The organism is Flaviflexus massiliensis, assembly GCF_001375495.1.
GTDB classification, from domain to species: Bacteria; Actinomycetota; Actinomycetes; order Actinomycetales; family Actinomycetaceae; genus Flaviflexus; species Flaviflexus massiliensis.
Map to the genome: position 1 here is coordinate 1,076,903 of NZ_LN831058.1, position 22,567 is coordinate 1,099,469.

The window sequence follows — 22,567 nt, forward strand, 5'->3', positions numbered from 1 at the left end:
GGATGTCGCCACGTTACAAGAAATAAGGATCATCATGCCTCCCAAGAAGAAGGTTGCTGGCCTGATCAAGCTCCAGATTCAGGCTGGCGCAGCTACCCCGGCACCGCCCATCGGTCCGGCTCTCGGTCAGCACGGCGTCAACATCATGGAGTTCTGCAAGGCTTACAACGCTGCAACAGAATCCCAGCGCGGAAACGTTATTCCCGTTGAAATCACCGTGTACGAGGACCGCTCGTTCACATTCATTACGAAGACCCCGCCCGCAGCAGAGCTCATCAAGAAGGCTGCTGGCGTCAAGAAGGCCTCCGCAACCCCGCACACCGTCAAGGTCGGCAAGCTGACCAAGGAACAGGTTCGCGAGATTGCAGAAATGAAGATGCCCGACCTCAACGCCAACGACATTGAGGCAGCATCCGCCATCATCGCAGGCACCGCCCGTTCCATGGGCATCACGACCGACTAATCGGTCACCCCAATATCAACAGCCGCAACCGCGGCATGTGGAAGGGCCTGCGCAGGTCCGCTAACCACAACTGCTAAGGAGAAAAGCAGCAATGGCAAAGCGCTCAAAGAACTACAAGAGGTCAGCGGAGAAGATCCACGCTGGCGAAGTTTACTCGCCGCTCCAGGCCATGAACCTCGCGAAGGAGACGTCAACGGTCAAGTTTGACGCCACCGTTGAGGTCATGTTCCGCCTCGGCGTCGACCCCCGTAAGGCAGACCAGATGGTCCGCGGAACGGTCAACCTGCCCCACGGCACCGGTAAGACCGCTCGCGTCATCGTCTTCGCCACCGGTGACCGCGCTCAGCAGGCTATCGACGCCGGTGCTGACGAGGTCGGCGGCGACGAGCTCATCGAGAAGGTTGCTGGCGGCTGGACCGACTTCGACTCCGCTGTCGCAACCCCGGACCTCATGGGCAAGGTTGGTCGTCTCGGCCGCGTGCTCGGTCCTCGTGGCCTCATGCCGAACCCCAAGACCGGTACCGTGACCATGGACGTCGCGAAGGCAGTCAACGACATTAAGGGTGGCCGCATCGAATTCCGTGTCGACAAGCACGGCAACCTTGCGTTCATCGTCGGCAAGACCTCGTTCACGACCGAACAGCTCGTCGAGAACTACGCCGCAGCTCAGGAAGAGATCCTTCGTCTCAAGCCGTCCGCATCCAAGGGCCGCTACATCACGAAGGCAACCGTCTCGACCACGATGGGCCCCGGCATCCCCCTCGACGCCACCAAGACCAAGTCCCTGCTTGAGGACTAGTCCTGCCCGGTAATGCGGTTTCCGCCCCCGACCAGTTGGTCGGGGGCTTCCGTATGCCCGAATGGGGAGTTGCTCTGCTCCTGGCAGTGGCTTCGCTCCTGTGGTCCACGATCGCGATCATCGCCTCCCCGGGACTGTCCCGGTACGACGAGTGGACCTACATCGACTACTCCTACCAGGTCTCTAACGGCATCATCCCCGTCCAGGGTGATGACCTGTCGGAGTACGCGAGGCAGGCATGGAGCTGTCGGGGCATGGAGGGAGACATCCGCGGCGTTGTGCCCCCGCCCTGCAATGAAGTTGCCGACCACCCGGCGACCGACTGGCCCTTTGAGGGCGAAAACTACAACACCTTCCACCCGCCCCTTTACTTCGCGTTCGCGGGAGGAGCGGGCAAGGCGCTCGGTGTCATCGGCGTTGACTTCACCGACGGTGCCCGCATCGCCTCTGCGCTCCTCGGTGCTGCCGGCGCTGCCTGCCTCTACCTCGCGATCCGCTCCTGGGCCGTGAGGAGAAGAAACTCGGTGGGCGCCACGCTCATCGCCATGAGCGCGCCTGCACTGGCTCAGTCAGCTGCCATAGTCCACAACGATGCGATCAGCATGCTGGCGGGTGCCGCGGCGGTCTGGATGGCGGCCAGGATTTTCAAACACGGAAACCACGGGTGGGTACTTCCGTTCGTTCTCACCGCTCTCATTTCAACGACTCGAACCATGTCGGTCGTGGCGGTTCTCGCCGTCGGCATTCTCGCATTCCTTGTCGCGCTCTTCCAGGACGAGAAGTGGAAGAGGCTCAAACCCGCCCTCGGCGTTGCCCTTGGCACGGCGCTTCCCTACGTGCTGTGGACTGCATTCCAGAGCTCTCGCAGGCCCGCTGACTACGTCCCCTCGATCACCGGGCTCTCGACGGAACCCTTCGAAATCGGTGACTCCCTCGCCGTTCTCAACACGATTGTTGGTGGGGGAGCGCCCTGGGGGCTGACTTCACCAGCCGGCGACTGGTACCTCCATCCCGATCTTAACTCCGGATTGTTGGAAGGCTGGAGCTGGATGCTCTACGTCGCATTCCTCATTCTGATACCTTCCGCGTTGTATGTGGCCGTGAGGAACACCGGACCCGCCCGCCATCTCGCCATCCTTGTCGTGATTCTCCCCATTGTTACAGCCCTGATTGTTCAGGGCCGCGAGATCCTGTCGAACGGCGCCTACTTCCGTGCTATCTCAGGACGCTACGCCATCACGGCAGTTCCCATGTACGTGACCTTTATCGGGATCCTCTTCGAGCGTGTCAAGAACAAATGCATTCTCCTCGTCATTGGTCTTGTCGGCTACGCGGCGCTTCTGCTTTCGCCGCTCCTCTAATCCGAGCGTCGAACGAGGCTTGCGGAAAATTCGAGAATGGCTGGACCGAGGCTGCGGATTCGCAGATCCTTGTTATGGTTGCGGACTCGCGGAAAGTGGCCGGGTCGCAAAGAGTCGGTTTCCGATAGCTATGAGAACGAGGCTAAGCGTGGCTCCCGTGAGCGCGGACCAATGCCAGCTCTCACTTCCTGCGAGGTGAAGAAGTCCGGCGGGTGAATAGTCGGAGAGTGAGGGGATGGCCGAGAGGAGGGCGAGAAGGAAGTAGAGCCCGTACCCGATGCCCGCCGCCCCGGCAGTGCTCCCCGTCGTGGCAGCGCCGACGAATGTTGCCGAGAACAGGACACCGATGAGAACGAGCCACCTGAGCGTTGGTCCCCACGGAGCAGTAAACCCTGCGTCGAACAGGAGAGAGGTAACGATGCCGTTTACTACCGCCCCGATCCCTACCGCTACCACCACAACAATGACGTGGGCAATTGCCGGTGCCGCGAGCACAGTGCGGCGTCTGATGGGTCGCGCCAGCATGAGGCCGGCGCTGCCGCTGCTCAGCGGATGCGCAAGGGAGTAGGACGCGGTGAGTATGAGGAGAAAGGTGATGACTTGAGAAAGATCCTTCGCCCACTGTGCCTCCACATCGGCGCCCGTGGCAGTGCCGACCTCTAACCCTAGTCCGGCGACTGATGAGATGAAATCGGGCAGGAACTTCGTGAGGGCAGGGCCGGAGAGTGCCAAGAAGATGACGACTGTGAGAATGACAGGACCCCGCCACGTACGGACCATGCCGGTGAGCTCGTGATGAATGTGGGTACGGATTGCCTTCATGGCGTTCCCCCGTTCGACAGGGTTTCGGAAGCAGTGAACTCAAGGAAGATGTCCTCGAGCCCGCGGGGCTCGAGCGAGTACAGGAGTGCCCCCGTGTCGATGATCAGCGGGAGAAGGTCGTGCTGAGCCGTGGGGAGGTCGGTGACAGTCAAGAAGATCCTGGTCCGAGAGTAGTCGCTCTTTGTCGCAACTGATCGCACCCAGTGCGCAGAGCGGAGCCTGTCGACAAGGGCTTCGACCGGGCCGGTCACGTCGACGATCAGGCCCTGCCCTTCGTGAATGAGTTCGTCGAGGGTGGCGTGACGGATCAGCTGTCCCTCGTGGACGATGATGGTGGAACTGCAGACACTTTCAGCCTCCATGAGGGAGTGAGTGGAGTATAGGACCGTGGCTCTTCCTCGGAGGGAACGAATGATCTCGTGGAAGAGGCGCCGGCCCGAGGGGTCGAGAGCCGACGTCGGCTCGTCCAGAACCAACAGGCGTGGGGATCCCGCGAGTGCCTGCGCAAGACCAAGCCGCTGCTTCATTCCCCGAGAAAACTGACGGACCGGCCGGCTGTTGCCAGAGAGCCCGACGGCGTCAAGGAGCGGATGGACGACCGAATGGTCTGACTTCCCCGATAGGTCAAGGAAGAGTCGAAGGACCTCTTCCGCTGTCATCCAACCCGGAAATGAGGGAACGTCGGGAAGGAAGCCGACGTGGCGGCGTGCCGAGATGCTGCCAGCCCGGTGCCCGTAGATCGCGATGGAACCGCTATCCGGGTGTGTCAGGCCGAGAAGGAGATTGATGAGAGTCGTCTTTCCCGCCCCGTTGGGTCCGACCAGTGCGCAGACATCACCGTCGTTAACAGTGACGGAGAAATCCCTGAGAGCGGCTGTGGTGCTATAGAACTTGGACAGGCCTCTGATCGCCAGCGCGGGTTCAGCCATAGAGCTTGCCAATAATGTCCAGGCGATTGTCCTGCCTGCCATTTTCTCTACGGATCTGGGAACCCGCTTTTCCCTGGGAGTCGGAGACCTGAGCCTGAGTGTCGGTGCCGCTACGCTCTTTCCCTTCCATCTGCACCGGCACAGGTGGTTCGATTGAGCCATCCAGCTGCTCTGGCATCGCTTCATCCCTACTGGCTTCTCGCCGGTGCCTGGCGCGGAGGACAAAGAACGCGATCGGACCAGCAAACTGAACAAGACAGATGAGAATCCATGCGACGCGGGACAACTCCTCGGGTAGCCCATCCTCCGGTGTGCGAATCACGGCGATGACCGCCGCTACGAGGAGACCAAGGCTCACAGCAGCCAGGATGCCAAGACCGACCCAGACCGCGGGCGAGAGGTCGGGGATCGTAGTGTTAACCATGAAGACCAGCATCCTTCCAGGTCCGGAGCAGCCCTGCCCTGACGGGAAGCAATCCGGCCGCGACTGAGGCAAGCGGAGGTGCGACGAGGATCCCGGCAACTCCCATGATCGGCTGAGCCCGATCGCCGAGACGCGTCGCTCGTGCCGCCATGATCGCAGTTCCGGTCCCAATGAGGGACAGGGAGGTGGCAAAGACTGATCGGGATAGAACATCGTGGCGCTCCCTCGCCATGCTTGACCACGCGGCCGTACCCCAGGAGATCAGAATGCTTGGCAGTAGGGCGGTGGCAGTGCTCGCGTGCTTTCGTGGTCGAAACTTTGCATCCCACCCGGATGGCAGCCGGCCTTCCGACTGCGCGGCCGCTACGATGCTTGCGACAGCGGTGGCGATTGCTGCGGCGATCGGGAGTGCTCGCGCAACAGCAAGCGCGGCGTCCGGAATCGCCTCGATGACGTCCTCATCCATGTCGTCCGGGCGGAGCCATCCAAGCTTGACTGCCAAGGCCCCCAGATTCACATCCCAACCGAGCCCGATGACTCTCGGAACCAAGATGCTGGGGTTCATGGGATCCCAGACCCGGCTATACCTGGGCGCCTTCTCCTCCTCCATCTCATCAGCGCCCGAGGCGCTGCGCGCATAGTCCGCCGGATGGCCGAGGTCTTGGGGAGATACCCCAAGATCGAGGATGTCCTTGAGATCCGCGAGAATCCGATCGCGATCGGTGCTCCCGCGCGCCAGATATGCCTGCACCTCTCGATAGAAATTTTCAGGAGTCATGGGTTTCCTTCTCTCATCAGGTCTGTCATGGACGAAACCAGGTCGCTCCAGGTCTGGGATAGGTGAGCAAGATGCTTCGTTCCTTGCGGGGTCAGCTGGTAGTACTTGCGGGGAGGACCCGACGGAGATTCCTGCCACGTCGTGCTGACGTAACCGGAGTTGCTCAACCTCGTGAGGAGCGGATAGACGGTGCCCGCCCCGGACTCGAGTCCCTGGCGGGAACTGAGATTGCTGACAATTGCCCCGCCGTAGTGTGGCCTGGCGCCAAGAAGCGTCAGGATCGCGAGTTCCAGCACTCCCCGCCGCAACTGAGAATCTTTCGGAACCATATCTGCCTTACCTAGTACTAGGTGACACATAGTAGTGCAGTTAGTGGAGGCTGTCCAGAACGTTGGTACGCGAGCAAGGATTTTTGATGGCCCGCCTTATGCTGAGCGGACGATGAGGATCCCGGGGTCTCGTCGGCACGTGCATCGATCGTCCGCGAGCGCGGGGCGGGTTGCCCGTTTATGTGAGGCATCCGTGAGTTGTGGCGCACACTTCCTGCCCAGCACTTGGCGATCACGTGGCAATGGCATAATCTTGAATCTGCCGAAGACCGCCGGTCACCCGTGAGCCAGACGGGGTGAAATTCGTAAAGAAGCCAGCGCAGGTGAGTATAGAGCTTTCATGCCCCGTGCCGCCTGCACGGGGCATTTTTATTGACTTTTTGATTTGGCGGCAATAATTGGAAGGAGGCCCTATGGCAAGGCCGAAAAAGAGCGAAGCGATTGCCGAGCTCGTGGACCTGTTCCGCGAGTCCAGCGGCGTACTGCTGACCGAGTACCGCGGGTTGACCGTTGAGCAGCTGAAGGACCTTCGGCGCGCAATGGGCGACAACGCCGAGTACAAGGTTGCGAAGAACACGCTTGCCAAGATTGCCGCGAAGGAAGCGGGTGTTAAGGGCCTCGATGAGGAACTCGTTGGACCCACCGCTATCGCCTTCGTCAAGGGTGATATCGCCCAGGTAGCCAAGGCTCTCCGTGACTTCGCCAAGGACCACGACAAGCTCGTGATCAAGTCTGGTGTTCTCGAAGGGGCTATCGTTCCCGCCGAAGACGTTGCCAAGCTTGCCAACCTCGAGTCTCGCGAGGTCCTGCTCGCCAAGGCTGCTGGTGCTCTCAAGGCATCGCTGTTCAAGGCTGCTTACGTTCTCCAGGCGCCGGTCACCAAGACCGTGCGCACCGTCGATGCCCTGCGCGAGAAGCAGGAATCCGCTGCCTAAGGGCGGCACCCACAAGAATCTGCTCGCGTAGCAGGAAGGAAGGAAGGCTAGCATGGCTAAGCTCACCCCCGAAGAGCTCATTGAGGCTTTCAAGGAGCTCACCCTCGTAGAGCTCAACGACTTCGTTAAGAAGTTCGAAGAGGAATTTGAAGTTACCGCTGCTGCTCCCGTTGCTGCTGTTGCAGCCGGTGGCGCTGTTGCAGCCGGTGGCGAAGCTGCTGCTGAGGAAGAGAAGTCGGACTTCGACGTCGTCCTCGACGCAGTTGGCGACAAGAAGGTTGCTGTCATTAAGGAAGTTCGTGCGCTCACGTCGCTCGGCCTTAAGGAAGCAAAGGACCTCGTTGACTCCGCACCCAAGGCTGTCCTTGAGGGCGTTGACAAGGAGACCGCTGACAAGGCCAAGGAACAGCTCGAAGCTGCTGGCGCAACTGTCGTCCTGAAGTAACTTATTGACTCGATCGAGTCAGAGTTGAGAGTGCCGGGGAAGGATTACCTTCCCCGGCACTCTGCTATTGTCCCCAGAATCCGGCATTGGACCATGAGTTCCCACCGGCTGTAGGAAACGGTGGCGGCTCCCAATGCTTGCCTGGGTGGGGATGGTGGTGGTCGCGGTTTACTTCTCGAGTTACATCACGAAAGATCGCTGCGGTCCCGAATAATCGTCATGGCGCGTACCCGGTCGATGATGGGCATGTAAGGGAGCGGGTCGAGATGGTTCTCCTCGATGTAGTCGGTCAGGCAGTCTGAAACGACCGAGAGGAGTTCCTTCTGGGTCCAGGGCTTGGCCATGTAGTAGTCGAGGTTCGCGGCATTGACCGCACGGATGGTGTCGGCAAGGTCTGCTTGGCCTGTGACGAGGACCTTGCGGGTTTGCGTCGTTCGACGATCGTCCATCATCGCCACCAAGAACTCCACCCCCGTTACCCCCGGCATCCGGTGATCGCACAGCGCCACAGCGAGACTGTCACCATCCCGGTCAATCTCCTCGATGGCTTCCCACGCGTCGTCCACGTCGCTTGCCACCTCGACCCGAATCGTTCCCGCCACGGAGATGAGGTCCCGTTCGAGGGCGTCCCGGACCTCCGGCTCATCGTCAAGGATCAGTAGTGCGAGTGTCATGGTCCCTCCCTGGGTAGTTCAACAGTTGCAACAGTTCCGGCGCTCGTTGAGTCGAGGGTGAGGCGACCCCCGTGCCGCTCAACGATGGTCTTCGAAATCGTCAGCCCCAAACCCATCCCGTACTGCACACGGCCGGCCTTGGTCGTGAAGCGGGGCTCAAAAATGTGGTCGCGTAGATCGGGTGGGATGCCGGGGCCATTGTCGCGGATCGTGACCCGCACCCAGTCCTCCCCGATACTGTCCGCAGTGATCGTGAGTTGACCGTGCGGCAGGTCCGCCACAGCATCCGCCGCGTTGGTTAGTAGGTTGGTCCACACCTGGGAGAGTTGCCCGGGATGACAGGTGATGGGGTGAAGCGGACTAAACTCCCGAACGATCTCGATGTCCTTGAGTCTGTGTGATAGCAGGCGCAGAGCATCGTCAATGTTTTCGTTCAGATCCACATCCGTGAGGGGATCACCATCGGGCCTCGCATGGGAACGGAGGGAATCAACAAGGGAACTGATTCGGGTGGATGCCGAGCGTAGATTGCGCAGGCCGGTTCCGATTGAAGCGGCGGTTTCCAACACGTCGAGAAGGTCCTCGCGGCCCCGGGGGAGTGCCATCAGGGTCTCTTCATCGACTTCGGCGAGAACCAGCCTGTTGGCACGCGCGGGATCACCGGTGAGCTCCGTGAAGGTACGTTTGAGAGCCCGGGCTTCCCGGGTGGAGACGGGCTTCGAGGTGAGCGCCCGGTCCAGTGCCAAGCGAGCAACCCCCGCCTCTCCTCCCAGGTGTCCCATCAGGTCGGCAATCCCGTCCCCAAGATGATCGACGGTGCGGATGATGGCGGCAATCGGGTTGTTGACTTCGTGGGCAACACCTGAGGCCAGTTCACCAAGGGTTGCCAAGCGGGCCTGGGACATGAGTTCGGCACGGGCCTGTTCGAGAGCCTGATACGTGGCGCGCAGTTCTCTTTGTTCCTTTTCGAGCCTGGCGGTCAGTTCCACCTTCTCGATCTGGATCTCCTCCGCCCTGCGCAGGCGCCGATCAAGCGACCGAATGAGGAGCACTGCGATCAGTAGCTCGATTTCCGGGCGGGTCCGGATCACGTAGTTGAGCTGTTCGAAAGTGAGCCTGATACCGGTGACGTCCGTCGTGGTCCGGGAGGTAAAGAATGAGTGCCTCTGGTCGGTCAGAGACAGGAGGCCGATGATCCGGCCGGTGGATGCGTGATGCATGAGGACGTTGCCAGCATGGGATTCGCGTTCCAGGGCGACCTGACCCGATAGGCACAGTGTTGCTTCCTCGGCTGGTTCACCCTCCCGGGTCAGTCGCACACCGGCCGGGAGTTGGATGCGGGGCTGAAAGCCGAGCAGATCATCAATGCCGGCCACGATCTTCGCCATGATCTCGTCGTCACTATCCGGCAGGGCGAAGATGAACGATTCTCGCTCCACTGCCTCATCCTGTTCCCGTGCGACTCGGTCTTCGAAGCGCCTCACCTGGTGGGACAGGTCCGTGAGGAAACGAGCGGGCTTGAGAGAGGGGCCGTGGACGATGAGATCGACCCGGCCCTCGTCTATCAAACGCTCCAGCCCCGTCACGGTGGAGGTAGACGTCACGAGGATTGACCGAGTCACCGAATGTTTGGTCACAAGCGGCATAAGACCTTCCGCTGCGTCCCCACCATCGCCTTCAAGGCAGGTGATGATGAAGGCGGGGGACTGGCCGGTGGAAAGAAGGGTCCGCGCACCTGTCGCGTCACCAGCTTGCTCTATTCGCCATTGCGGTCGCTCTTGTACGAGCAGGGCGGCGATGTCCCGTGCTATCGGACCCTCGCCGATGATGATGCCGTGGGGATGTGTCATGCCGCCTCCTTCCTCAATAGTGCGGTATCGCGTGCCCGGATACGATGGAGTGAGTGTTTCTTGCTCTGCTAGGCCAGGCTGACTCGTGCGGGCGTTAGACGAGTCCCAAGAGTTCCCACATGGGCGGCATGGCAAAGATGAGGAGCAGGGTGGCTCCGAATCCGGTGATCACCCCGACAAGCGCCATGTGCTTCACCGAGACTTCACCGGTGGAGTAGGCGATGGCATTTGGTGGGGTGGAGATCGGGAGCGACATGCCAAACGAACAGGCGAGTGCCACGACCACGGCGAGAACCGTGACATCGACCGAGTCGAGCGAGAATGCCAGAGAAACGGCGAGAGGTACGAGCAGGTTGGCTGCCGCGGAGTGGGAGATGACGTTGGCAATGCCGAGCCCGATCATGCCGAATACGAAGAGAAGTAGGGTGGGGGAGAAGGTCTCCCACGGGATCGATTCGACGAGCCACACGTCTAGTTCCGTGGCCGCCACGCCGGTTCCGAGAGCAATGCCTCCCGACACGAGCCAGAGAACGGGCCAATCCAGTTTCTTGATGTCGTCGCCGGACATCACCTTCATGCTGAGCAGTGCAACAACGGGGAAGAAACCAACGATGTTGGAGGAGACTCCGTGGATCGGCTCGGTCATCCACAGCACGATCGTTAGGGCAGCGATGGAGTAGAAGAGCTTCGCATTCGGGGAGGAGTCCCAGTTCTTTTCCAAACTGATCTCGATCTTTCCTTCCCTCGGAAGGAACAGGGCGCACAGGAGCAGCCACGAGAGGAAGAGCACGACGAGCATGAGCGGCACGGCCATGATCATCCAGTCAATGAACGACACCTGAATGCCGCGCTCGGCCAGGGCGCCCACCGCGATAGCGTTCGGGGGAGTGCCGACCGGAGTCCCGATGCCACCAACATTGGCGGCGAGGGGGATGGCGAGCGCAAACCCGGCCTTCGCTTTCTTCCCTTCAACCGCGGCAATGATGGGAATAATGACGGCAAACATGGTGGCTGTTGTGGCCGTGTTTGACATGAACATGGAGAGCAAAGCCGTGATAATCATGAGGCCCAGCACCGTCAGCCGGATCGAACCAGCGAACGGCTTCAGCAGAACGGCGGCGATGTTCTTATCGAGCCGATACTTCTCCGCTCCCTCCGCAATCATGAATCCACCCAGGAAGAGGATGATGACGGGGTTCGCGAGAGCCGAGAAATAGTCGGCTGCCGGTAACGGCTCAAAACCGCCACCGATCTCAAAAATCGTGCCTGCCGAAATCATGAGGACCTCGAGGAGAATCACGAGGACGGCGGTTGCGACAAGGGGAATGGGTTCGGTAATCCAGAACACGATGGCGAGAAGGAAAATCGCCAGCATGCGCTCCCCGGCCTCGGGGAGGTTCGGAATGTCAACGATCAGGGGAAACAGGAACGCGAGGATGCCAACGATGAGACCGACCCGCTTTGTCAGGCTCATGGACGATCCCAGCTTGCGGCGGCGGGCAGCCGCCTCATCTTTGATTGGCGTGCTCATGACCACATTCTAAGAATCGAAAACAGCTCAGAGCTGGGACCATCGGCCAACGCAACATCCCAACAACAACGGACATTAAAGGAAAATCGACACACGGAACCCGAACCGGACGAGCGGGGAACGAGAAAGAAGGAGGCAGGTGTTTCCCCGAGTGAGATCGTCGATCTCCCTCTTGCCATGCCGTGCTCATGATGGATCGTGGGCACGCTGTGGAGAATGCGTGCGCAAGTGGCGGGGACTGGGGTAGGGTCGGACACTAGAAGCGCCACCGAAGAAGCGTACGCATCGGTCACCGCGACCCGGTGGGTCTGGGTCGGTCAATGTTTAGGAATATGGCCCCAAGGTGGCATAATAGACGTGGTCACTGAGTGTGGCCTTGGCACGTGACCCCTTACACAGGCGTGAGGGCTAGACCCGTCCGATTTGACAGTGTACATTTAATATTTGCGCTTACTTGTGTGGGGTGACGTGTATCCTCTGGGGATAGTACGGGAATTACGCGACTCCGCCTCGCAGAAGTGAGTATACGCCTTACCATCTCCAGGGAAGGGATCCCACTTGGCTGTTTCGCCTATTTCGACAGCATCCGCTTCGCGGGGCCGCAAGGCCCGCGTATCCTTCGCCAAGATCAAGGAGCCCATGCAAGCTCCGGACCTGCTCGGTCTTCAGACTGAGAGCTTCAATTGGCTGATTGGTTCAAAGTCTTGGAGGGAGAATGCGGCTCCCGGTGAAAAGTCGGGACTGGAAGAGATCTTTGAAGAGGTCTCTCCGATTGAGAACGCGGCAGGCACCATGAAGCTGTCGTTCTCCGAGCCCAGTCTTTTCGATCCGAAGTACACGGTCGACATGTGCAAGGAAAAGGACCTCACCTACTCCGCACCCCTGTACGTCAAGGCCGATTTCTACTACAGGGAAACTGGTGAGATTAAGTCTCAGACCACGTTCCTTGGCGATTTCCCGCTCATGACCCCGGGCGGTACCTTCATCATCAACGGCACCGAGCGTGTCGTTGTCTCCCAGCTTGTTCGTTCCCCCGGCATCTACTTTGAGTCGGAGCGCGATAAGACCTCGGACAAGCTCATTTACACAGCGAAGTTCATTCCGTCCCGCGGTGCGTGGCTCGAGTTCGAGATCGACAAGCGGGACGCTGTTGGCGTGCGCGTTGACCGTAAGCGCAAGCAGTCCGTCACCCACTTCCTTAAGGCCTGGGGCATGACGGACGAAGAGATCCGCGAAGAATTTGCGGACTACCCGATCCTGCTCGACACGCTCGATCGCGACACGGTTCAGACCAAGGAAGAGGCACTGACCGACGTCTACCGCAAGCTGCGTCCCGGCGAGCCGCCGACCGCACGCGCCGGTGAGAACCTGCTCTCCAACCTCTACCTGTCCGACAAGAGGTACGACCTGGCGAAGGTTGGTCGCTACAAGATCAACAAGAAGCTCGGTCTCGACACTGACAACAAGACCCGTCAGCTTACCCTCGAAGACATCGTGGGCTCGATCCACTACATTCTCGCCCTCCACGCCGACAAGGCCGAGGCGAACTGCGGTGGCCCCACCGACGTTCAGATCGAATTCGACGACATTGACCACTTTGGTAACCGTCGCATCCGCGCCGTAGGCGAGCTCATCCAGAACCAGGTGCGTACCGGCCTGTCCCGCTTGGACCGCATGGTGCGTGAGCGCATGACGACGCAGGAAGCCGCTGCGATCACGCCGTCCTCGCTCATCAACATCCGCCCGATCGTGGCCGCGATCAAGGAGTTCTTCGGAACCTCCCAGCTGTCGCAGTTCATGGATCAGAACAACCCGCTGTCGGGCCTGACCCACAAGCGCCGTCTGTCCGCACTCGGCCCGGGTGGTCTTGCTCGTGACCGCGCAGGCATGGAAGTGCGAGACGTTCACCCCTCTCACTACGGCCGTATGTGCCCCATTGAGACCCCGGAAGGCCCGAACATCGGTCTGATCGGTTCGCTCGCTACCTTTGCTCGCGTCAACTCGTTTGGCTTCCTCGAAACCCCGTACCGCAAGGTTGTCAACGGTGTCGTCACGGACGAAATCGAATACCTGACGGCGGATGATGAGGACCGTTACGTCATCGCCCAGGCAACCGACCGCCTGAACGACGACGGTACGTTCATGGACGAAGAGGCTCTCTGTCGTGAAGAGGGCGGTGAACCCGCGCTCCTCGCCATCGACCTCATTGAGTACATGGACGTCTCGGCCCGCCAGATGGTGTCTGTCGGCACCGCCATGATCCCCTTCCTCGAGCACGATGACGCGCACCGCGCACTCATGGGTGCAAACATGCAGCGCCAGGCTGTTCCGCTGCTCCGCACCGATGCTCCGCTTGTTGGTACGGGCATGGAAGCTCGCGCGGCAGCTGACGCCGGTGAAGTCCTTCAGTCCGATGTGGCTGGCGTGGTGGAAGAGGCCTCGGCCGACATCATCCGCATCGCCACCGACGATGGAGACTACAAGTCGTACCGCATCACCAAGTTCGAACGCTCGAACCAGGGCAACTGCTACAACCAGAAGGTTGTCGTCTCCGAAGGCGACCGCGTTGAGGTTGGCACAGTTCTTGCTGACGGCCCCGCAACCGAAGACGGCGAGCTCGCACTCGGACGTAACCTCCTCGTCGCATTCATGTCGTGGGAAGGCTACAACTACGAGGACGCGATCATCCTGTCCCAGCGCGTTGTTACCGACGACATGCTGACCTCGATCCACATCGAGGAGCACGAGGTTGATGCTCGCGACACGAAGCTCGGTCCGGAAGAGATCACCCGGGACATCCCGAACGTGTCCGAAGAGGTCCTGTCGAACCTGGACGAGCGCGGCATTATCCGCATCGGTGCCGAGGTTTCGGCCGGTGACATTCTGGTCGGCAAGATCACCCCGAAGGGTGAAACCGAGCTGACGTCGGAGGAGCGCCTCCTGCGCGCCATCTTCGGTGAGAAGGCGAAGGAAGTTCGCGACACGTCCCTGCGCGTCCCGCACGGCGAGTCCGGCATCGTCATCGGTGTCCGTGAGTTCTCTGCCGAAAACGATGATGAGCTGGCTGCCGACGTGCGACAGACCGTCCGCGTCTACGTTGCTCAGCGCCGCAAGATCACCATCGGTGACAAGATGGCCGGCCGCCACGGCAACAAGGGTGTTATTTCCCGGATCCTCCCCGTTGAGGACATGCCGTTCCTTCCGGACGGTACCCCGGTTGATATTATCCTCAACCCGCTCGGTGTTCCGGGCCGTATGAACCTCGGTCAGGTTTTCGAACTGCACCTGGGCTGGATTGCTGCAAACGGTTGGGATGCGAGCGAGGCACGTGCCGACGGTGAAGAGTGGGCCCTGCGCCTGCCTGAAACTGCTGTGACCGGTGCTCCCGGCCAGACCGTGGCAACCCCGGTTTTTGACGGTGTGGAACCGGACGAGATCGAGGGTCTTCTCGGTGCGACTCTTCCGAACCGCGACGGTGAGCTCATGGTTGGCCAGAACGGTAAGGCGAAGCTCTTCGACGGACGTTCCGGCGAACCCTTCCCCGACGAGATCTCGGTCGGCTACATGTACATGCTGAAGCTCCACCACCTCGTGGATGACAAGATTCACGCACGTTCGACCGGCCCGTACTCGATGGTGACCCAGCAGCCCCTCGGCGGTAAGGCCCAGTTCGGTGGCCAGCGCCTGGGTGAGATGGAGGTGTGGGCACTGGAAGCGTACGGTGCTGCGCACACGCTGCAGGAAATGCTGACCATCAAGTCGGATGACACGGTTGGTCGTGTCAAGGTCTACGAAGCGATTGTGAAGGGCGACAACATTCCCGAGCCGGGAATCCCCGAGTCCTTCCGAGTCCTCATCCAGGAAATGCGTTCACTTTGCCTTAACGTCGAAGCGCTCGATGCTAGCGGCAACACAATTAACCTTCAGGACACCGAAGACGACTTCCGTTCGGCAGAGAAGCCCGCGCTCTCTACTGGCCTGGAAGACTTCGGTGCAATGGAATTCTGATCACGGAGAAGAGGCTGGGTCTAGCGCCCACCCAGCCCTCCTCCGCGGCAGGGTGCATAGGAAGAAGTAGGAAACTTGCTCGACGTTAATCTGTTCGATCAGCTCCATATCTCACTCGCAACGAGCCAGGATGTTAACTCCTGGTCGCACGGTGAGGTCAAGAAGCCCGAAACCATCAACTACCGTACGCTCAAGGCCGAGAAAGACGGCCTGTTCTGCGAACGCATCTTCGGTCCCACGAGGGACTGGGAGTGCGCGTGCGGTAAGTACAAGCGTCCCCGTTACAAGGGAATTGAATGTGAACGCTGTGGCGTTGAGGTGACTCGCGCCAAGGTGCGTCGTGAGCGGATGGGTCACATCCAGCTCGCGGCCCCCGTCACCCACATCTGGTACTTCAAGGGTGTTCCGTCACGCCTTGGCTACCTGCTCGACATCGCACCGAAGGACCTGGAAAAGGTCATCTACTTCGCCGCCTACATGGTGACCGACGTGGATGAAGAAGGTCGCTCGGAAGCCATGCCGGAACTGCGTGGCGAACTCGAACTGGAACTCAAGGAAATTGAGAACCAGATGCATGTCGAGATCGAGGAGCGCGCCCAGGAGATGGAGCGCGAACTCGAAGAAGCTGAAGCAGCGAATGCTTCCGCGAAGGAAAAGAAGGCAATCAAGGATGCTGGTGAGAAGGACCAGGCCAATATCCGCAAGGGAGCCGAAGCCGAACGCGACCGCGTGGAAGAGGTCTGGGACCGCTTCATGAAGCTCAAGGTCGGTGACCTTGAGGGTGATGAGGACCTGTACCGCGAAATGTACGGCCGCTGGGGCATGTACTTCGAGGCATCCCGCGGTGCCGAGGCCATCCAGGAGCGCCTGCGCACCTTCGACCTCGAAGCGGAAGCCGAGATCCTTCAGGAAGTGATCCAGACCGGAACCGCGCAGCGTAAGACCCGTGCGCTTAAGCGCCTCAAGGTCGTCAACGCCTTCCGTACCACCGGCACCAAGCCGGAGTCGATGGTTCTCGACGTTCTCCCGGTCATCCCGCCGGACCTGCGCCCCATGGTGCAGCTCGACGGCGGTCGCTTCGCGACCTCTGACCTGAACGACCTGTACCGTCGCGTCATCAACCGCAACAACCGTCTCAAGCGCATGCTTGATCTCGATGCTCCCGAAATCATGGTGAACAATGAGAAGCGCATGCTCCAGGAATCGGTTGACGCACTGTTCGACAACGGCCGCCGTGGCCGCCCCGTCCAGGGTGCCGGTAACCGCCCCCTCAAGTCCCTCTCGGACATGCTCAAGGGTAAGCAGGGTCGTTTCCGTCAGAACCTGCTCGGTAAGCGCGTCGACTACTCCGGTCGTTCCGTGATCGTTGTGGGCCCGACCCTCAAGCTCCACCAGTGTGGTCTGCCGAAGGCCATGGCCCTCGAGCTGTTCAAGCCCTTCGTGCAGAAACGTCTCGTGGACCAGCAGGTCGCGAAGAACATCAAGGCAGCCAAGCGCCTCATTGAGCGTCAGCGCTCCGAGGTGTGGGACATCCTCGAAGAGGTCATCACCGACCACCCCGTTCTGCTGAACCGTGCACCAACCCTGCACCGTCTCGGCATCCAGGCGTTCGAGCCGCAGCTCGTTGAGGGTAAGGCCATTCAGCTGCACCCGCTCGTGTGTGCCGCGTTCAACGCCGACTTCGACGGTGACCAGATGGCAGTGCACCTGCCGCTGTCCGCCGAGGCTCAGGCCGAGGCTCGCATCCTCATGCTGTCCGCCAACAACATCCTGAAGCCGTCGGATGGTCGCCCGGTGACCATGCCCTCCCAGGACATGATCATTGGCCTCTACCACCTGACCTCCGAGTCGGGGGCCGAGGGTGAGAAGCGTTCTTTCTCGTCCGTCGGTGAGGCGATCATGGCGTTCGACAACGAGGACATCTCGCTGAACGAACCGATCCGCATCCGCTTCCCCGAGCTGATCCCGCCCCGCGGCTGGGTTGCTCCGGAAGGCTGGGAGGAGGGTCAGCCGGTCCTGCTCGACACGACCCTGGGCCGCGCGCTCTTCAACGACGCCCTCCCTGTCAAGTTCCCGTACGTGAACGAGGTTGTGGATAAGAAGCGTCTCGGCGCGATCGTCAACGAGCTCGCTGAGCGCTACCCGAAGGTTGACGTCGGTGCATCGCTGGATGCCCTGAAGTCCACCGGTTTCTACTGGGCCGGTCGCTCCGGTGTCTCGATTTCTCTGTCGGATATTGAGGTGCCCGATTCGAAGGCCGGGATCCTGGAAGCAGCCGAAGAGGAAGCCGCCAAGATCGAGGAGCTCTTCGACAACGGTATGATCGAGGACGCTGACCGTCGTCGCGACCTGTTCGACCTGTGGACCGACGTGACCGAGCGCGTGGCTGAAGAAATGCGTTCGAATTTCTCCGAGAAGAACTCCGTCAACCGCATGGTCACCTCGGGTGCTCGTGGTAACTGGACCCAGGTCCGTCAGCTTGCCGGTATGCGTGGCCTCGTGGCCAACCCGAAGGGTGAAATTATTTCCCTGCCGATCAAGTCGAACTATTTCGAGGGCCTTTCCGTTCTAGAGTACTTCTCGGCAACGCACGGTGCCCGTAAGGGTACGGCCGATACGGCTCTGCGTACCGCAGACTCCGGTTACCTCACGCGCCGTCTCGTCGACGTTGCTCAGGATGTCATCATTCGTGAAAACGACTGTGGCACGAGCAAGGGCCTGACGAACAGGATCGCCTACATTGATGATCAGGGTGGCCGCCACCTAGATCCGGCTGTTGAAACGTCCGTGTACGCACGTACGCTCGCAACTGATGTTGCGGATGCTGATGGCAACGTCATTGTTGCTGCCGGCACCGACCTCGGCGACGTGGAGATCGAGAAGCTGTTCAACGCTGGCCTCGACGAGGTCACGGTCCGCTCGGTCCTGACCTGTAACTCCCGCAGCGGCGCATGTGCGCTCTGCTACGGTCGTTCGCTCGCAACCGGCCTGCTCGTCGACATCGGTGAAGCCATCGGTATTGTGTCCGCACAGTCCATTGGTGAGCCCGGTACCCAGCTGACGATGCGTACCTTCCACACCGGTGGTGTGGCATCGGCCGACGACATCACGCAGGGTCTGCCCCGTGTCCAGGAGCTCTTCGAGGCACGTACCCCGAAGGGTGAAGCCCCGATCACGGAAGCGGCCGGTACGGTCTCCATCGAGGATTCCGAGCGCTCCCGCCAGATCGTCATCAAGCGTGACGATGGTGGAGAAGACCTCTCCTACCAGGTGTCGCGTTCGTCCAAGCTCCTGGTTGAGGATGGCGGACACGTGCAGGTGGGCGAACAGCTCACCGAGGGTAGCGTCGACCCGAAGAAGGTGCTCCGCATCTCCAACCGTCGCCGTGCCCAGCTCTACCTGGTGGAACAGGTTCAGGCCGTGTACCGCTCGCAGGGCGTGGAAATCCATGACAAGCACATCGAGGTCATCGTCCGGCAGATGCTGCGCCGCGTCACCGTTATTGAATCCGGTGACACGAGCCTCCTGCCCGGTGAGCTCGCTGACGTCAAGGACTACGAGTCCGCGAACCGCGAGGCCGTGGCACGCGGCGGCAAGCCTGCCACCGCACGCCCCGAACTCATGGGTATCACCAAGGCGTCGCTCGCAACCGACTCGTGGCTGTCCGCCGCATCGTTCCAGGAGACCACGAAGGTCCTGACCGAGGCCGCGCTCAACGCGAAGCGAGATCCGCTCAACGGTCTCAAGGAGAACGTCATCCTCGGTAAGCTCATCCCGGCCGGCACCGGCCTCGAGAAGCTCCGCAACGCGAAGGCAGAGCCCACCACGGAGGCCCGCCTCGAGTTTGAGAAGATGACGGGCTTCATCCGCCAGGATCTTGATCCCTACGATTCGGGACTCGATCTGGGTGCCGGACTCTACGGAACCGGATACTCCGGTTACGGTCCCGCATTCGGAAACTAGTCCGTGACCGCGACAATCTAATGATTGGCCTGTGTCGAGTACCACCGCTCGATACAGGCCAATCCTTTGACGACACACACGAAATCGCGCTAATCTGATAAACGGTGTTCGTTTCGGCGAACCTGCCTCGCGCGCGGGAGTTGCACCCGCGGGGGAGGAGACAGTCCGGCGTTGCTGCGAAAGACCGGATCGTCACGCTCTCGCTTTTAGCGAGTCCATACACCAGTAAATAATGAGCAGGAGATAGAGTGCCCACTATTCAGCAGCTGATCCGCAAGGGTCGGTCTTCGAAGCCAGGCGCCTCCAAGACGCCGGCGCTCCAGGGTAGCCCGCAGCGTCGTGGGGTGTGCACCCGCGTATACACAACTACCCCCAAGAAGCCGAACTCGGCCCTTCGTAAGGTCGCCCGTGTGCGCCTCTCGACCGGTATCGAGGTTTCCGCATACATCCCCGGTGAAGGCCACAACCTCCAGGAGCACTCGATCGTGCTCGTTCGTGGCGGTCGTGTGAGGGACCTCCCGGGCGTTCGCTACAAGATCGTTCGCGGCTCTCTCGACACCCAGGGTGTGAAGAACCGCAAGCAGGCACGTTCCCGCTACGGCGCTAAGAAGGAGAAGAAGTAATGCCACGTAAAGGCCCCGCTCCGAAGCGTCCCATTGTTGCAGATCCCGTTTACGGCCAGGAGCTCGTGACCCAGCTGGTCAACCGCGTCCTGCGTGACGGCAAGAAGTCAACCGCTCAGACCATCGTTTACGGCGCACTTTCCGGTGTTGCCGAGAAGTCCGGACAGGACGCCATCGAGGTCCTCAAGCGAGCCATGGACAACATTAAGCCGTCCCTCGAGGTGCGTTCCCGCCGTGTCGGTGGCGCCACCTACCAGGTGCCGGTTGAGGTGAAGGCTAACCGCTCCACTACCCTGGCTCTGCGCTGGCTCGTTGACTACTCCAGGCAGCGTCGTGAGAACTCGATGACCGAGCGTCTCATGAACGAGATTCTTGACGCCTCCAACGGCCTCGGCGCCGCAGTGAAGCGTCGTGAAGACACCCACCGCATGGCAGAGTCCAACAAGGCCTTTGCTCACTACCGCTGGTAAGCGGCTGTCCGACTACCTCGAACCGAAGAGAGCTTATAGTGGCACAGGAAGTGCTTTCCGACCTGACAAAGGTCCGCAATATTGGCATCATGGCTCACATCGATGCTGGCAAGACGACGACAACCGAGCGAATTCTGTTCTACACCGGCATCAACTACAAGCTTGGTGAGACGCACGACGGCGCATCCACAACCGACTGGATGGAAGATGAGAAGAACCGTGGTATCACGATCACTTCCGCAGCTGTCACCGCGTTCTGGAAGAACAACCAGATCAACGTGATCGACACCCCGGGACACGTCGACTTCACGGTCGAGGTGGAGCGTTCGCTCCGCGTCCTCGACGGTGCTGTCGCAGTGTTCGATGGTAAGGAAGGCGTTGAGCCGCAGTCGGAGACGGTGTGGCGTCAGGCGGACAAGTACAACGTCCCCCGCATTTGCTTCGTCAACAAGATGGACAAGCTCGGTGCCAGCTTCGACTTCACCGTGTCGACGATTAAGGATCGCCTCAAGGCAACCCCGCTCGTCGTGACCCTTCCGATCGGTTCCGAGAACGACCTCTCCGGTGTAGTCGACATCGTGCGCCAGGTTGCGTACCGCTTCCCGGCCGAGCAGAACGGCGAAAAGACCTACGGCACCGTTGTCATCGAGGAAGAGATTCCCGCTGACATGCTCGACAAGGTTGAGGAAGTTCGCGGCGAATTGCTCGAGGCCGTTGCTGAGACCGATGAGGCACTTCTTGATAAGTACCTCGGTGGTGAAGAGTTGACCGTTGAGGAGATCAAGGCTGCGATCCGCAAGCTGACGATCGCCGGCGAGGCATACCCCGTGTTCTGTGGCTCCGCCTACAAGAACATCGGTGTTCAGCCGATGCTTGATGGTGTCGTTGACTACCTGCCGTCCCCGCTTGACGTACCCTCCATCGAAGGCACCGCCGTCAACAACGAGGAAGAGATCCTCGTCCGCAAGGCAGACGAAAACGAGCCGTTCGCGGCCCTCGCCTTCAAGATCGCCGTGCACCCCTTCTTCGGTAAGCTCACCTACATTCGCGTGTACTCGGGCTCCCTCGAAGCTGGTTCTCAGATCCAGAACTCGACCAAGGGCCAGAAGGAACGCATCTCGCGTATCTTCCAGATGCACTCCAACAAGGAGAACCCGGTTGATGTAGCCCACGCTGGCCACATCTACGCTGTTATTGGTCTGAAGAACACGACGACCGGTGACACCCTGTGTGATCCGCAGAAGCAGATCATCCTCGAATCGATGACGTTCCCGGAGCCCGTGATTCACGTGGCTATCGAGCCGAAGTCGAAGGGTGACCAGGAGAAGCTCGGCACCGCGATTCAGCGTCTCGCTGAAGAGGACCCGACCTTCACCGTCCGCCTCGATGAGGAAACCGGCCAGACCGTTATTGGCGGTATGGGCGAGCTGCACCTCGACATTCTCGTGACCCGTATGCGCCGCGAGTTCAAGGTTGACGCCAACGTGGGTGCACCCCAGGTTGCGTACCGTGAGACGATCCGTCGCAAGGTCGACAAGGTCGACTACACGCACAAGAAGCAGACCGGTGGGTCCGGCCAGTTCGCTAAGGTCCAGGTGTCCTTCGAACCGCTGGAAACAACGGAAGATGGCGAAATGTACGAGTTCGTGGATGCCGTGACCGGCGGTCGCGTGCCCCGCGAGTACATTCCGTCCGTCGATCAGGGCATCCAGGCAGCCATGGAGAACGGTGTCCTCGCCGGATACCCGATGGTGGGCGTGAAGGCCACCCTCCTCGATGGTGCCTACCACGATGTTGACTCTTCGGAAATGGCATTCAAGATCGCCGGTCAGGGCGTGTTCCGCGAAGGCATTAAGATGGCGGATCCCGTGCTGCTCGAGCCGATGATGGACGTCGAGGTACGTACCCCCGAAGAATACATGGGCGATGTGATTGGCGATCTTAACTCTCGCCGTGGCATGATTCAGTCCATGGAGGACGCGACCGGTATTAAGATCGTCCGCGCCCAAGTTCCGCTGTCCGAAATGTTCGGTTACGTTGGCGACCTGCGTTCCAAGACGCAGGGCCGTGCGGTGTACACCATGCAGTTCGCGACTTACGCGGAAGTTCCGAGGAATGTCTCCGAGGAAATCATCAAGAAGACCCGGGGCGAGTGAGCCTAGG

18 protein-coding genes are annotated in these 22,567 nt (G+C 60.4%); 10 read left to right on the plus strand and 8 right to left on the minus strand.

Features of this window, described 5'->3' with window-relative positions:
• Positions 1-34 precede the first annotated feature (34 nt).
• From rplK to BN1241_RS08945, 3 genes are all read left to right on the plus strand, one after another.
• Positions 35-463, plus strand: a complete 429-nt coding sequence (gene rplK / locus BN1241_RS08935; RefSeq protein ID WP_054953254.1) for a 50S ribosomal protein L11 — start codon at positions 35-37, stop codon at positions 461-463.
• 91 nt (positions 464-554) lie between these two features.
• A complete protein-coding gene (gene rplA / locus BN1241_RS08940) occupies positions 555-1,262 on the plus strand; it encodes a 50S ribosomal protein L1 (protein ID WP_054953255.1) in 708 nt (235 codons plus the stop codon).
• Positions 1,263-1,315: 53 nt separating this feature from the next.
• A complete protein-coding gene (locus BN1241_RS08945) occupies positions 1,316-2,623 on the plus strand; it encodes a glycosyltransferase family 39 protein (protein WP_054953256.1) in 1,308 nt (435 codons plus the stop codon).
• Positions 2,624-2,695: 72 nt separating this feature from the next.
• On the opposite strand, the gene BN1241_RS08950 is transcribed toward BN1241_RS08945, so the two are convergent.
• The 5 genes from BN1241_RS08950 to BN1241_RS08970 are packed head-to-tail and all read right to left on the minus strand — an operon-like array spanning position 2,696 to position 5,905.
• Positions 2,696-3,445 carry an ABC transporter permease subunit gene (locus BN1241_RS08950; RefSeq protein WP_054953257.1) on the minus strand — a complete coding sequence of 250 codons (750 nt, stop codon included), beginning with the start codon at positions 3,443-3,445 and terminating at the stop codon, positions 2,696-2,698.
• Positions 3,442-4,374, minus strand: a complete 933-nt coding sequence (locus BN1241_RS08955) for an ABC transporter ATP-binding protein (protein ID WP_054953258.1) — start codon at positions 4,372-4,374, stop codon at positions 3,442-3,444. The genes BN1241_RS08950 and BN1241_RS08955 overlap by 4 nt, the downstream gene beginning before the upstream one ends.
• On the minus strand, positions 4,367-4,798 hold the full coding sequence (locus BN1241_RS12870; protein ID WP_187117623.1) for a PLDc N-terminal domain-containing protein: 432 nt from the start codon (positions 4,796-4,798) through the stop codon (positions 4,367-4,369). Before BN1241_RS12870 ends, BN1241_RS08955 begins: the two co-directional genes overlap by 8 nt.
• Entirely contained in the window at positions 4,791-5,576 is a 786-nt protein-coding gene (locus BN1241_RS13020; protein WP_054953260.1) for a DUF5808 domain-containing protein, read from the minus strand. Before BN1241_RS13020 ends, BN1241_RS12870 begins: the two co-directional genes overlap by 8 nt.
• The gene (locus BN1241_RS08970; RefSeq protein ID WP_054953261.1) at positions 5,573-5,905 is read right to left on the minus strand and encodes a PadR family transcriptional regulator; all 333 of its coding nucleotides are present in this window, start codon (positions 5,903-5,905) and stop codon (positions 5,573-5,575) included. The genes BN1241_RS13020 and BN1241_RS08970 overlap by 4 nt, the downstream gene beginning before the upstream one ends.
• 413 nt (positions 5,906-6,318) lie before the next feature.
• Between BN1241_RS08970 and rplJ the strand changes: the two genes are divergently transcribed.
• On the plus strand, positions 6,319-6,840 hold the full coding sequence (gene rplJ / locus BN1241_RS08975; protein WP_054953262.1) for a 50S ribosomal protein L10: 522 nt from the start codon (positions 6,319-6,321) through the stop codon (positions 6,838-6,840).
• Between the two features lie 52 nt (positions 6,841-6,892).
• Positions 6,893-7,285 carry a 50S ribosomal protein L7/L12 gene (gene rplL, locus BN1241_RS08980; RefSeq protein WP_054953263.1) on the plus strand — a complete coding sequence of 131 codons (393 nt, stop codon included), beginning with the start codon at positions 6,893-6,895 and terminating at the stop codon, positions 7,283-7,285.
• A 185-nt stretch (positions 7,286-7,470) separates the two neighbouring features.
• On the opposite strand, the gene BN1241_RS08985 is transcribed toward rplL, so the two are convergent.
• The 3 genes from BN1241_RS08985 to BN1241_RS08995 form a co-directional block, all read right to left on the minus strand.
• On the minus strand, positions 7,471-7,959 hold the full coding sequence (locus BN1241_RS08985; protein ID WP_054953264.1) for a response regulator: 489 nt from the start codon (positions 7,957-7,959) through the stop codon (positions 7,471-7,473).
• Positions 7,956-9,809, minus strand: coding sequence for an ATP-binding protein (locus BN1241_RS08990; protein WP_054953265.1), 1,854 nt, complete (start codon positions 9,807-9,809; stop codon positions 7,956-7,958). The genes BN1241_RS08985 and BN1241_RS08990 overlap by 4 nt, the downstream gene beginning before the upstream one ends.
• Before the next feature lie 94 nt (positions 9,810-9,903).
• Positions 9,904-11,340, minus strand: coding sequence for an SLC13 family permease (locus tag BN1241_RS08995; RefSeq protein ID WP_054953266.1), 1,437 nt, complete (start codon positions 11,338-11,340; stop codon positions 9,904-9,906).
• A gap of 573 nt (positions 11,341-11,913) precedes the next feature.
• On the opposite strand from BN1241_RS08995, the gene rpoB reads away from it, so the two are divergent.
• The 5 genes from rpoB to fusA all read left to right on the plus strand — a co-directional run bounded on the left by rpoB (position 11,914) and on the right by fusA (position 22,560).
• Positions 11,914-15,348 carry a DNA-directed RNA polymerase subunit beta gene (rpoB, locus tag BN1241_RS09000; protein WP_054953867.1) on the plus strand — a complete coding sequence of 1,145 codons (3,435 nt, stop codon included), beginning with the start codon at positions 11,914-11,916 and terminating at the stop codon, positions 15,346-15,348.
• Positions 15,349-15,423: 75 nt separating this feature from the next.
• The gene (locus tag BN1241_RS09005; RefSeq protein ID WP_082418293.1) at positions 15,424-19,311 is read left to right on the plus strand and encodes a DNA-directed RNA polymerase subunit beta'; all 3,888 of its coding nucleotides are present in this window, start codon (positions 15,424-15,426) and stop codon (positions 19,309-19,311) included.
• A 248-nt stretch (positions 19,312-19,559) separates the two neighbouring features.
• Positions 19,560-19,934 (plus strand): 30S ribosomal protein S12, encoded by a 375-nt coding sequence (rpsL, locus tag BN1241_RS09010; protein WP_054953267.1) that lies wholly within the window; start codon positions 19,560-19,562, stop codon positions 19,932-19,934.
• Positions 19,934-20,404, plus strand: a complete 471-nt coding sequence (gene rpsG / locus BN1241_RS09015) for a 30S ribosomal protein S7 (RefSeq protein ID WP_054953268.1) — start codon at positions 19,934-19,936, stop codon at positions 20,402-20,404. Before rpsL ends, rpsG begins: the two co-directional genes overlap by 1 nt.
• A gap of 38 nt (positions 20,405-20,442) precedes the next feature.
• On the plus strand, positions 20,443-22,560 hold the full coding sequence (gene fusA, locus BN1241_RS09020) for an elongation factor G (RefSeq protein WP_054953269.1): 2,118 nt from the start codon (positions 20,443-20,445) through the stop codon (positions 22,558-22,560).
• The last annotated feature ends 7 nt before the right edge of the window (positions 22,561-22,567 follow it).

What these genes read in the sequence shown, in the direction of transcription:
- rplK (WP_054953254.1), top strand. Translation starts at nt 35, where the DNA reads ATGCCTCCCAAGAAGAAGGTTGCTGGCCTGATCAAGCTCCAGATTCAG.
- rplA (WP_054953255.1), top strand. Translation starts at nt 555, where the DNA reads ATGGCAAAGCGCTCAAAGAACTACAAGAGGTCAGCGGAGAAGATCCAC.
- BN1241_RS08945 (WP_054953256.1), top strand. Translation starts at nt 1,316, where the DNA reads ATGCCCGAATGGGGAGTTGCTCTGCTCCTGGCAGTGGCTTCGCTCCTG.
- BN1241_RS08950 (WP_054953257.1), bottom strand. Translation starts at nt 3,445, where the DNA reads ATGAAGGCAATCCGTACCCACATTCATCACGAGCTCACCGGCATGGTC.
- BN1241_RS08955 (WP_054953258.1), bottom strand. Translation starts at nt 4,374, where the DNA reads ATGGCTGAACCCGCGCTGGCGATCAGAGGCCTGTCCAAGTTCTATAGC.
- BN1241_RS12870 (WP_187117623.1), bottom strand. Translation starts at nt 4,798, where the DNA reads ATGGTTAACACTACGATCCCCGACCTCTCGCCCGCGGTCTGGGTCGGT.
- BN1241_RS13020 (WP_054953260.1), bottom strand. Translation starts at nt 5,576, where the DNA reads ATGACTCCTGAAAATTTCTATCGAGAGGTGCAGGCATATCTGGCGCGC.
- BN1241_RS08970 (WP_054953261.1), bottom strand. Translation starts at nt 5,905, where the DNA reads ATGGTTCCGAAAGATTCTCAGTTGCGGCGGGGAGTGCTGGAACTCGCG.
- rplJ (WP_054953262.1), top strand. Translation starts at nt 6,319, where the DNA reads ATGGCAAGGCCGAAAAAGAGCGAAGCGATTGCCGAGCTCGTGGACCTG.
- rplL (WP_054953263.1), top strand. Translation starts at nt 6,893, where the DNA reads ATGGCTAAGCTCACCCCCGAAGAGCTCATTGAGGCTTTCAAGGAGCTC.
- BN1241_RS08985 (WP_054953264.1), bottom strand. Translation starts at nt 7,959, where the DNA reads ATGACACTCGCACTACTGATCCTTGACGATGAGCCGGAGGTCCGGGAC.
- BN1241_RS08990 (WP_054953265.1), bottom strand. Translation starts at nt 9,809, where the DNA reads ATGACACATCCCCACGGCATCATCATCGGCGAGGGTCCGATAGCACGG.
- BN1241_RS08995 (WP_054953266.1), bottom strand. Translation starts at nt 11,340, where the DNA reads ATGAGCACGCCAATCAAAGATGAGGCGGCTGCCCGCCGCCGCAAGCTG.
- rpsG (WP_054953268.1), top strand. Translation starts at nt 19,934, where the DNA reads ATGCCACGTAAAGGCCCCGCTCCGAAGCGTCCCATTGTTGCAGATCCC.